Source organism: Eisenbergiella tayi (assembly GCF_001881565.1).
GTDB lineage: Bacteria > Bacillota > Clostridia > Lachnospirales > Lachnospiraceae > Eisenbergiella > Eisenbergiella tayi.
Genome location: NZ_MPDJ01000003.1, coordinates 542,993 through 553,657 on the forward strand (window position 1 = coordinate 542,993; position 10,665 = coordinate 553,657).

General features: G+C 44.2%; 12 protein-coding genes, 1 tRNA gene and 1 pseudogene. 13 read left to right on the forward strand and 1 reads right to left on the reverse strand.

From position 1 onward, the window contains the following. Positions 1 to 26 precede the first annotated feature (26 nt). From BLA28_RS13735 to BLA28_RS13775, 9 genes are all read left to right on the forward strand, one after another. The gene (locus BLA28_RS13735; protein WP_069158590.1) at positions 27 to 944 is read left to right on the forward strand and encodes a FliM/FliN family flagellar motor switch protein; all 918 of its coding nucleotides are present in this window, start codon (positions 27 to 29) and stop codon (positions 942 to 944) included. Positions 945 to 964: 20 nt separating this feature from the next. Further along, complete coding sequence (locus tag BLA28_RS13740; protein WP_069158589.1) at positions 965 to 1,324, forward strand: flagellar biosynthetic protein FliO; 360 nt, start codon at positions 965 to 967, stop codon at positions 1,322 to 1,324. 64 nt (positions 1,325 to 1,388) lie between these two features. Beyond that, positions 1,389 to 2,129: a flagellar type III secretion system pore protein FliP gene (fliP, locus tag BLA28_RS13745; RefSeq protein ID WP_009250472.1), complete on the forward strand. Its 741-nt coding sequence runs from the start codon at positions 1,389 to 1,391 to the stop codon at positions 2,127 to 2,129. Positions 2,130 to 2,140: 11 nt separating this feature from the next. Beyond that, positions 2,141 to 2,404: a flagellar biosynthesis protein FliQ gene (gene fliQ / locus BLA28_RS13750; RefSeq protein ID WP_009250471.1), complete on the forward strand. Its 264-nt coding sequence runs from the start codon at positions 2,141 to 2,143 to the stop codon at positions 2,402 to 2,404. A gap of 11 nt (positions 2,405 to 2,415) precedes the next feature. After that, positions 2,416 to 3,186 carry a flagellar biosynthetic protein FliR gene (locus BLA28_RS13755; protein WP_009250470.1) on the forward strand — a complete coding sequence of 257 codons (771 nt, stop codon included), beginning with the start codon at positions 2,416 to 2,418 and terminating at the stop codon, positions 3,184 to 3,186. A gap of 32 nt (positions 3,187 to 3,218) precedes the next feature. Then, a complete protein-coding gene (flhB, locus tag BLA28_RS13760) occupies positions 3,219 to 4,277 on the forward strand; it encodes a flagellar biosynthesis protein FlhB (RefSeq protein ID WP_044970950.1) in 1,059 nt (352 codons plus the stop codon). Positions 4,278 to 4,292: 15 nt separating this feature from the next. Next, entirely contained in the window at positions 4,293 to 4,979 is a 687-nt protein-coding gene (gene ftsE / locus BLA28_RS13765; protein ID WP_025484767.1) for a cell division ATP-binding protein FtsE, read from the forward strand. Further along, a complete protein-coding gene (locus BLA28_RS13770; protein ID WP_071699234.1) occupies positions 4,969 to 5,877 on the forward strand; it encodes a cell division protein FtsX in 909 nt (302 codons plus the stop codon). Before ftsE ends, BLA28_RS13770 begins: the two co-directional genes overlap by 11 nt. Positions 5,878 to 6,141: 264 nt before the next feature. After that, positions 6,142 to 6,214: transfer RNA gene (locus BLA28_RS13775), tRNA-Pro, on the forward strand. A 247-nt stretch (positions 6,215 to 6,461) separates the two neighbouring features. Here the strand turns inward: BLA28_RS13775 and BLA28_RS13780 are convergent. Then, positions 6,462 to 6,737 (reverse strand): hypothetical protein, encoded by a 276-nt coding sequence (locus BLA28_RS13780; RefSeq protein WP_069158587.1) that lies wholly within the window; start codon positions 6,735 to 6,737, stop codon positions 6,462 to 6,464. Positions 6,738 to 7,087: 350 nt separating this feature from the next. Here BLA28_RS13780 and BLA28_RS34795 point away from each other — a divergent pair. From BLA28_RS34795 to BLA28_RS34800, 4 genes and pseudogenes are all read left to right on the forward strand, one after another. Next, positions 7,088 to 7,258: pseudogene (locus BLA28_RS34795) on the forward strand (tyrosine-type recombinase/integrase); the annotation flags it as partial. 899 nt (positions 7,259 to 8,157) lie between these two features. Continuing rightward, positions 8,158 to 8,373 carry a hypothetical protein gene (locus BLA28_RS13800; RefSeq protein WP_069158584.1) on the forward strand — a complete coding sequence of 72 codons (216 nt, stop codon included), beginning with the start codon at positions 8,158 to 8,160 and terminating at the stop codon, positions 8,371 to 8,373. Between the two features lie 418 nt (positions 8,374 to 8,791). Continuing rightward, positions 8,792 to 9,514, forward strand: a complete 723-nt coding sequence (locus tag BLA28_RS13805) for a hypothetical protein (RefSeq protein WP_069158583.1) — start codon at positions 8,792 to 8,794, stop codon at positions 9,512 to 9,514. Positions 9,515 to 9,768: 254 nt separating this feature from the next. Then, positions 9,769 to 9,891, forward strand: a complete 123-nt coding sequence (locus BLA28_RS34800; protein ID WP_081330135.1) for a terminase small subunit — start codon at positions 9,769 to 9,771, stop codon at positions 9,889 to 9,891. The last annotated feature ends 774 nt before the right edge of the window (positions 9,892 to 10,665 follow it).

A 10,665-nucleotide genomic window follows, 5' to 3' on the forward strand; every position in this document is an offset into this window, starting at 1 on the left:
GACAGGCGGAGAAACAGGAGAAAATCATGATTAGTGCGGATAGGGATGCGATGCGGGAGCTGCTTGAGCTGGCGGCTGTTCCTGCGCAAAAAACGCTGAATTCATTGATGGGCGGTGCGGCCGTTACATTGAAAGAAATAAAGGAAGTGTCTTTGGAAGCTTTGGCAGAGAGGCTTCCACATTTTTCCATGGTGGTGGAAGGACGTGCTTTTTCTGAAAAAGAAGAGGTGCGTATGTTGTATTTTATGGACAGGGAACAGGCGCAGCATCTGATAAGCGCGATCTGCGGCCTGCCGCAGGCCGGTTCAGGCGCTATGGATGAGATCGCTATCAGTGCGTTCCGTGAAGTGCTTTCCCAGTGCCTGGAGACCTCGGTAACGGAACTCAGAAATTTTCTTGCGAGGGATATGCAGCAGGAGCTCGGCAGGGCCTATCTGTCCGATTCCGCAGGAAGTATGGTAAAAACTCCCGGAATGTGGCAGGAAGGAAGCATTCTCATGCTGGAATACCGGATCACTCTGGAGGGAGTGGGGGAATTCACCCTGTTCTGTGCGGCCTCCATGCTTTTATTTAATATATTCGGCATGGAATACAAGGCTCAGAAAGCGGCCGGAGGCGGGCGCAGCCCGGCAATACCGGTGCGCAGTGTGAGTTTCCCGGAGTTCCGCTATATGAGCCTGGAGGATACCGTGGATGAAATCGGTGAAGACCGGGGACGTATCAGAGACATGAGTCTGGATGTGTCGGTGCGGATCGGGGAAACTGTCTGCAAGGTGCGCGATATCCTGGCGCTGAAGCCCGGCCAGATGATCGTTCTGGATAAGCAGGCGGGCGCGCCTGCCGATGTGGTGGTGAAGGATCGGCTTATAGGGAAGGGCGATGTCCTTGTAAGCAGTGATAATTTTGCGGTACGGATCACGGAGATCGTAAATAAAGCGGAATAAGAGTAGTTGAGGGAGTATTCATGGTAATATTAAAGTTGCTGCTGTATCTGTTTGTCCTTGTGCTCGTGGTTTTCCTGGCCTACTATACCACGAAGCTGGTGGGAAAAAGCGCAGGGGGAAAACAGATGGGCAAGAGCATCCATGTCCTGGAACGGACAGGCATAGGCAGGGACAGCTGGCTTATGATTGTGGAGGTTCAGGGGAAGGTGATGCTTCTGGGGCTTTCGCCTGCGGGAATTCAGCAAATCAGCGAGCTCGAAGATTATGTACGGCCCAAAGAGGATGGAGAAGGAGATAAAAGCTTTCTGGCCATGCTGACCAAGCAGATGGAAGAGGGGCAGGCAGCTTTTCACAGACAAAAGAATGATCGGGATAAATAAACAAATCGGGAAAAAGGGACATCCGGCACACCGGACCGGATGGAAGGCCGCAGGAGCGGGATGTATGCTGTCTGTACTGGCCGCATTTTTATATGCAGGCAGGGTTTATGCGGCGGAGGTGTCCATGACCTTATCTGATACGCAGGGAAATGCCAGAGCTTTCGATACGATGGATATTCTGATTCTTTTCCTGCTTCTTGCTGTTGTGCCTTCTCTGCTGGTTATGATGACCAGCTTCACCAGGATTATTATCGTCCTGTCTTTTCTGCGGAGTGCCCTGGGAACCCAGCAGTCGCCGCCCAACCAGATTCTGGTGGGACTGGCTCTGTTTCTGACCCTCTTTATCATGCAGCCCGTTTTTTCCCAGGTGAATACACAGGCTTACCAGCCCTATAAAGACGGGACGCTGACCAGGGAAGAAGCGCTGGAGCTCGCGCAGGATCCGATGAAGGAATTCATGCTCAAACAGACCGAAAAGAAAAGCCTGGAGCTTTTTATGGATATCTCTAAAACAGAACTGCCGGAAATAAAAGCAGGAGAAGGCCCGGAGCGGTATAAACAGCTGGGGCTGACGGTCATCGTTCCTTCTTTTATTTTAAGCGAACTGAATAAGGCCTTTACCATGGGCTTTCTTATATTCATCCCGTTTCTCATTGTGGATCTGGTGGTGTCCAGCACCCTGATGTCCATGGGTATGGTTATGCTTCCGCCGACCATGATCGCGCTGCCTTTTAAAATCATGCTGTTCGTATTGGTGGACGGCTGGGATCTGGTAATAAAAACGCTGGTTGAGGGATTTCATTAAGGAGGCGCGCTATGACGACAGAACAGGTTATGGAAGTGATGAAGGAAGCCATGCTGGTAGCCTTTGAGATGGCCGGGCCGCTTCTGATTCTGAGTATTATTGTAGGCCTTATCGTGGCGGTATTCCAGGCGGCCACGCAGATTCATGAGCAGACGCTGACCTTTGTGCCGAAGCTTATAGTCATTGCGGTGGTCCTGCTGGCTACGGGTTCCTGGATGCTGAATACCTTCGACGGATTTGTCCAGAGGCTTTTTGAAATTATGGCTTCCCTGTAGGTGATTTTTATATGTTGACAGAGATAGTGGTTTCCCTTAATCTCTTCCTTCTGGTTTTTGCCAGGCTCGGGGCGATGATATTCCCCAGTCCGGTATTCGGCAGGAAGAACGTTCCCATGCGGATCAGGGCCGGTCTTGTACTGGCGCTGACTCTTTTGCTTGTCCCGGTCCTGAATGCGGGCGCAGTTTCCGCATTGTCGGGCTTTGACATGGTGGAAGGTTTGGTGCGGGAAATCCTTCTGGGACTGATAGTTGGTTTTGTATTCCAGATTTTCTTTTTTATGATCTTTGTGGCGGGGGATATGCTGGATACTGTATTCGGCCTGGCCATGGGAAAGGTGATGGATCCCGGCGGGGGCGTACAGGTTTCAGTGCTGGGGCAGTTTCTGAATGTGTTCTTTTTCCTGTACTTCTTTGCCACGGGAAGCCACCGGCTGATGATTAAGCTGTTTGCCTATTCCTTTGAACTCATTCCTGCGGGAGCGGCGGCTGTTTCCATGGAAAAGGCCGGGCCGTTTGTGCTGGCTCTTTTTCATTCCGTTTTTGTGCTGGCTATCCGGTTGACCCTGCCCTTTGTGGCGGCGGAATTCGTGCTGGAGGCGGCTATGGGGGTGTTGATGAAATTAATCCCTCAGATCCATATTTTTGTGATTAACCTGCAGGTGAAAATCATCGCGGGTATTCTGCTCATGATGCTGTTTGCGGTGCCGATGGGACAGTTTATCGACCGGTACATTGGGACGCTGTTTGAGGATGTACAGAAGCTGCTTCTGCAATTGTGAAGAACAGCGTTACGAAAGGCAGGTGGTGAACGGTGGCAGCGGATGAAAAGACCGAAAAAGCCACACCCAAACGAAAACAGGACGAACGTAAAAAGGGTAATGTATTTCAGAGCAGCGATGTGGCCGCCGTTGCATCTCTGCTGGCGGTGTTCAACGGTCTGAAAATATTTGCCTCTTTTATGTATAAGAGTATGTATCAGGGTGTGATTCTCTTTTTTGGATATGCGCGGATGGAATATCCGGTCAATTCCGAAAGCCTTCAGGACAAGCTGATTCAGGCCATGCTCCTGTTTGCGCAGGCCGCGCTGCCGCTTCTGCTGATTGCCGGGGTAACGGCAGTGGCGGTGGCGGCTTTACAGACCAGAATGGCTTTTTCCATGGAAACCATTAAATTCAAGGCAAACCGTATCAGCCCGCTCCAGGGCTTTAAACGACTGTTCAGCATCCGTTCCGTGGTGGAATTGCTGAAAGCGCTGATTAAGATTACAGTGCTGGGCTGGATGATATATTCCTTTTTAAGCAGCCGGATGCATGAATTTGTCCGTCTGATGGATGGTACGGTTATGGATGCCATTTCTTTTGCGGGAAATACGGTGCTGTCCCTGGTGAACACAGTGGGTGTCGCCTTCCTGTTTCTGGCGGCGTTTGATTATCTGTATCAGTGGTGGGATTATGAAAAGAACCTGCGTATGAGCAAGCAGGAAATTAAGGAAGAGTATAAACAAACAGAAGGAGATCCCCAGATCAAAGGGAAAATCCGGGAAAAACAGCGTCAGATGTCCTCCAAGCGTATGATGCAGAATGTGCCGAAGGCGGATGTGATCATCCGTAACCCTACACATTTTGCAGTGGCTCTGGGGTATGATCCGGAACGGAATAAGGCGCCGGTGGTGCTTGCCAAGGGAGCGGATCGGGTGGCTTTGAAAATCGTGGAAATCGGGGAAGCCAACGACGTATATATCATGGAAAACAGACCCCTGGCCAGAGGCCTGTATGACGCGGCTGAAATTGACATGGAGATTCCCGGTGAATTTTACCAGGCCGTGGCAGGCGTTCTGGCATTTGTATACAAGCTGAAAAAGGAGAAATAGCCGGTGGATAGCAGTATGGTGGTATTAAACGGGGTAAGCAAGGTTTATTCCAATGGGCAGAAGGCTCTTGACAACATAAATCTGGATATCAGGAAAGGGGAATTTTTATTCTTGTCAGGAAGCAGCGGAGCAGGGAAAACCAGCCTGCTGGAGCTTTTGCTGAAGGAGGAGGAGCCAACCCGCGGAATGATACAGGTAAACGGGATCGATCTGGGAAAGCTGAAGGAACGCCAGGTATACCGTTACCGTCGTATGATTGGGATGGTTTTCCAGGACTTCCGTCTTTTTCCCGATTTTACCGTATATGAGAATGTCGCTTTTGCCCAGAGGGTGCTGGAGGTACGCCCCAATGCGATTAAAAGCCGTGTGCGCAGCGTTCTGGCCCAGGTGGGGCTGGAAAGCAAGGAGCGCTATTATCCGAGTCAGCTTTCCGGCGGGGAAAAACAGCGGGCGGCTCTGGCGAGGGCCATAGTGAACAAACCTGTCCTTCTTCTGGCGGATGAGCCTACGGGAAATCTGGATCACGAAAACGGAGAGGACATTATGCGTCTTCTGAATACCATCAATGAAACAGGGACTACTGTGCTGGTAGTATCCCATAACAGGGATTTGGTACGTTCCATGAAGAAGAGGGAAGTCACGCTGAAAAACGGCAGGATTATCAAGGACAGTGACAGAGGGGGATTTTTATATGAGCTTTAGGAATTTCATTTATCTCATCCGTCTCGGTTTGAAAAATGTATGGAACAATAAAGTATATGCAGCGGCTGCGGTGATGTCCATGGCGGCCTGTATTTTCCTGTTCGGGATTTTTTATATCGCAATGGTTAATATTAACAGCGCTGTGCGGAATGTGGAAAAGGATGTGGCTGTTTCCGTTTTTTTTGAGGAAGGGATTTCCGAAGAAAGAGTGGAGGAGCTGGGAGAAGAGATACGGGGACGGGAAGAAGTGACCAATACCGTATATATTTCGGAAGACGAGGCCTGGGACAGCTTCCGCGAGGACTTCCTTGACAGTGAAGAGCTGAGAGAAGGGATTTTTGAGGGAGATAATCCTCTGGCCGGATGTGACAGCTATGAGGTGTATATTAATGACATTAGCAGGCAGGAGGAGTTTGTGGCCTATGTAAAAAGCCTGGAAGGAGTGGGGACGGTAACCCATTCGTCCGAGGTGGTGAATGCATTGATGGGGCTGAAGGAGAGGATCACGGGGATCGGCGCAGGATGTCTTTTTGTACTGATTCTGCTATCGGTACTGATGATCAGAAGCACGCTTCTGGTTACGGTGGCTTCCCAGAAGGATAAGGTGCGGGTCATGCGGCTGATCGGGGCCAGAGAGGATTTTATCCGCATTCCCTTTATTGTGGAGGGCCTGGTGCTGGGAATTGCGGGAATGTGTATTCCTATCGCTTTACTCTATGCAACATATGTATATGGTATCCGGTTTGTTGATGTTCATTTCGGGCTGTTCGGCGCGCCTCTGAAGCTTCTGCCGGCAGGACAGGTGATGCCTGAATTGATACAGGCTTCTGTCGCTTTGGGTGTGCTGACGGGGATAATAGGGAGTATTGCGGTTATGGGGAGGTTAAAAAGTAAGTGAGTGAATGGCGTTTGGAGGAATGGCAGAACGGCGGATTGGGGAAAGAAAATATTTGAGAAAAATTTGTTGCGAAAAATGAAAAAACATATTGACAGATCTGGTATTATTTTGTATACTAACATTCGTCGGCTGGATGTCTGACTCGCTGAAATGCATCGGGTTCAGATGATAAAAGTTGTAATTTGGTAATGGTATTTAACGATTATCAGACAGCTTTACAAGAAGCCAAATCCGCAGAAAGCCGGGCGGGTGTGGTATATATATCGGGGTGTGGCTCAGGTGGTAGAGCGCTACTTTAGGGAAGTAGAGGCCGCAAGTTCAAGTCTTGTCACTCCGACTGTAAAAGCCCAGTAATTACTGGGCTTTATTTTTTGTGTTGTATTTCGTGTTACATGCTCATATCATTTAATAAGGGTGAAATAGCCACATGTGATTAATTCATTTAAGATTCTATTGTAATCCTCTATTTTTTCATGGTTGAATAATAATAGTTGTCCATCATAAGGATGGCGTGATAATACAAATAATGTTGAGAGATCCGGAGACATCATCGCACCTTCACGTAAATTGAGAATCCAGCCACGTTATTCCAATACAGTTTTATATTTGTACAATATTTCTGTCGCTTCATCGTTTTTAATCTTGATTTCTTCGTAGGAATTCACGGGTTGTAATATTTTATTATTATAGTCTATCAGAATAGCCTTTCTTATCTGTACATTTTCCGTCATTGTCTCAAAATAATTATTTGCCTTTTGACTTATCTCTGCCTTTTTGTCTTCAAGTGTATGGCGGTATACATTCTTTAAAGTCTCATCATCTTCCCATCCGCCTCGTTCCATAATATATGCATCGGCCATGACGCTGCAAGGCTGCTGGGTGATTTCAAATATCCGCAAATGCAGTCAACATAACGAATTCAAACGATTCAAGTACGAAAAGTACTGCTCTGTCATGGTTGGATTGAACTTTCAAAAATGATTGAAAGCAGAATCCAGCTATGAAAGAAAAGCTGGAAATATCAGAAATGGACCGGGAAAATGTCCACCGAAAGGTGCCGGTATAGGAATGATTATAAACAGGTCAGTAAGACTTAAAATAAAGAATGAGCTAGTAGTCGACAGGAATAATCACCATAGGGCAAGACCCTGCTAAGGAGCTGAGCTGACACCCTAGATATGGGCAGACAAAACGAAGGAAGGGTAAGCACGAAAGAACAGTATTGGAATTCTTGTTTTCCACTGGCGCCAGAGTGGGAGAAGTGCCGGACGTCAAGATAGCTGACATAGATTTTGTGTCTGGTTCATTGATGATTGATGTGCAAAAAAACCGGGAGTACCGCGAGGTATATCTTAATAATGCCGAACAGGCGCCGGGATAGTTGCGGAATGTATATAAGGCATGCATAGCATAAAAAGATATAATAAGGATACACAGATATGTTTAAAAAATAGTGAAGACTATTCCGATAACACTGCGGGAGTTGCCATAGAACGGACGGACAAGCCGCCACATGCAGTAAAGCAGGTAATCAATATTCTGCATTTCATTACAAGTGTGGCCAGTATGGAAATTGTTGGGAGGATTACTTTAAAGGATAAGGATACAGGAAGGACATGGGAATAATGAATAGGAAAACATTGGAGTCCAATCAGTCGAATAAGCGACTGATTGAACGTAGTAAGAAAAAATAGAGGATGAACAGTTCAGAGAAATTCCCGCGGGAAAGGGAAAAGTAACTGGATCCTCCCGTGAATTCCTGTACATTGTATAGGAATTTTTCTGTTGAGATGGAGGAACCGCTGGAAACAGATAAACAGCGCATGAATATAGATAAATTAAATGAGGATGTCCAGAAAGCGGAAAAAGAGATAAAAGAAGTCGAAAATTTATTACAGGGATTTTAGATACTTGGGGGTGGGAGATTTTCATATACCGTTAAATTGATGATATGAAAGTTAAGGAAGTTTCTGCAGCAGTAGGTTACACGCATGGTAGGGTTTCACAGATAATTTCAAAATACTTGAAAGATTAACGAAATTAACACCGTTAACAAGAAAAGTGTGTTCTAAATACACTAAAATAATTAGAACAATTGTCCTTTTTACCCTTTCAAACATTTTTCAAGAAAAAACATCCTGTGTACTGCAAAATGCTTCTTTATTATATTAATTATATTAATAAAAAATTTTATGAAGTACACATAAAAAGCTTGATTGAAAATTTAATTTTTGCTACAGTGTGGTCACAGTTAACTGAAAATAAAAGGGAGATAAAATAATGGGACTAATTGATAATAACAAAGAAGAATGTTTTGCATGTGATAATACAGGAGTCATGCTAATACCAAACAATATTAAAAAATTTGATTGGCTTTTTGATAAATACGCAGATTCTGGGCAATGGAATTTGTACGAGTGTAGAAAGAAGGCGCTCAATGAAGTAGGATATAAAAGAATTTCTTGTCAGTATTGTCTTAAGGGAAAAGAAAAATAGGAGAAGGTGACCCATACATCTGTTTTGCGTCTGTAGTAAACAGCTAGTGTGATATTATGAGGTGGCTCAGTGCTGCCTCCTTTGTTCTAAATGTATATGTACTTCAAAATAATAACGATTTCATTGAAAAGATTGGAATTAAATATCTATCTATATAGTGAAACGATAAGGGAGTCTAGTTTATGAAAATCAGTATGGATAGATGGATTTTAGTTAGTGAATACACACCAAGTATAGATGGATATTATTTAATAACTATTTGTAGAAAATATGTAAAGAATACACTGGTGAAATATAGTAAATTTGATGTGGAGAATGTAATTACGTGGATGAATTTGCCTATTCCATACAATTTTTAATGATTTCAATGTTAAAATATGCTATAATCTATCTAAAACATTTTGTGTGAGGGATTATTGTGAATCAGGATATAGCGGAAGATAAAATTAAGTGTGAGAAATTAAAATTGCACATAAGATATATAATTTTCATGTGTGCAGCATGTGTTACATTGGTAGTTATTTTAAGTTTTTGCGAGGATACAATGTTTAAAAATTGTGTATCCGTTGCAAGTACTGTTACTTCTATAATTCTTTCTGTGATCGCTATTATTTTAAGTGTTACAGGGGAAAGAACTACGAATGAAATCCGTAATAAAGTATCTGATTCTGTTGGACAGTTGGAAGCTTGTACAACTAAGTCGAGTGGTTTAGCGGAGGAATTAACAGCAACGTTGCAGCAGTTAAATCAGTTATACAGTAATATAAATGAAAAAATATTGAACCCAATGCATCTATCCGAGGAAGGTTTAAAATCACACATAACTCAAAATGAAGATTTTTCAGTATTTGAGAAAGATTATATTGAAAAAAAGGCTGAGAGTATTTCGGGGTTTTTAAATGTACTACCAATTCAGACTAGGCAAGGTGTGAAAAACGCGCTGAAGTTTATGCAAATTGAAATGCAGGAAAAGCATAACTCTATCAAGCCTGAGGATATTATGAATCATTTATTAAGTAATGGAGTGAATGCAAATCTGGCAACTTTGGTAGTTGGTTTGACGTTAGGATACCTTTCTTCAGGTGCTTTGAATTATGATGGATTAGAAATTATACTTGAAAAAATAAATTCAGAGGAATAAGGTTACATCCTATAATCATTCCCCAAATAAACACACAATGAGAGGCAGTATTATTACCGCCTCTTTTTAATTGCAGAAAAGAATGTGAGCCTGATGGTATTAAAGCCCAATCAGGAAATATTTGCTGATGAATACTTAATAGACCTTAATGCCATCAAGGCTTACAAGGTAGATTATTCGAAGGTTAAGAAAGATGAAACCGCGGCTGGTACAGGAGCACAAAGGTTAAGGTAGCGGAGTATATCCAGAAACGAATGGATGAGTGGTCGCAACGAACAGAAATAACTCAGGATATTGTTCTGCAAGAGTTGGCGCAGAGAGGGGTTGCAAACATTACTGATTTTGTGACAATAGAAGGACCATATGTGAAAATATAAGAGACAGCATCCATGCCACAGGATAAGCTTGGAGTCATTGCTGGAATCAAAGAAGGTGCCAACTCAACAGTATAGAAATCAAACTGAATGATAAAGAAAAGACTCTGAAACTATCGGTATCAGATTGGGAAACAAGGTAGTAGATCGGATTGACAGCAGACATTTTCAGATATTCGTATATGTGTTTCTTGCTGCATCTGGAATCTTAACGTGTATATCATCATTCTTTTAATTAGGGGGAAATTTTGATGGATATATAGACTTATTGTCAGTGACATTGACACAAATAAAAGATGTCTTTCGGAGAGTGAGAAATATTTTTATTATGGGCTGATCCGGGGTGAGGCAATTCATTCAGTTTATGTGAGCAGAGGTGCAAATCCGGATTATCTATCCAGAAGAGGAGTCCCTTGTACTCGTAAATCAGTGGATAACTCTGGATCGGCCTAATCTTTTTCTTGATAATATGGAGGATAAGTCCTGAGGATATCAGGCAAATAAGTGCCATGGGTACATTCTAAGGGGGACAGGTCCTTAACATGCCCAGGCAGTGGTAAATACATAGACGAACAGAAAGGGTGTCCATCGTGAGGCGGAATATGAAGGAAGCTTAGAGCATAACAGAGAAGAGGCTTCTGAAATGGAAGGGGAGTAAGAGCAAACAAGAGACTGTCTATATAACTGTGTATTGTCGTAAATTGGTATGTACCCGGTTCCCTTTTTCGGCACTCCGCGATTTGGTTTTACCTATGTTTGCATGACGGTTTTTTCCAA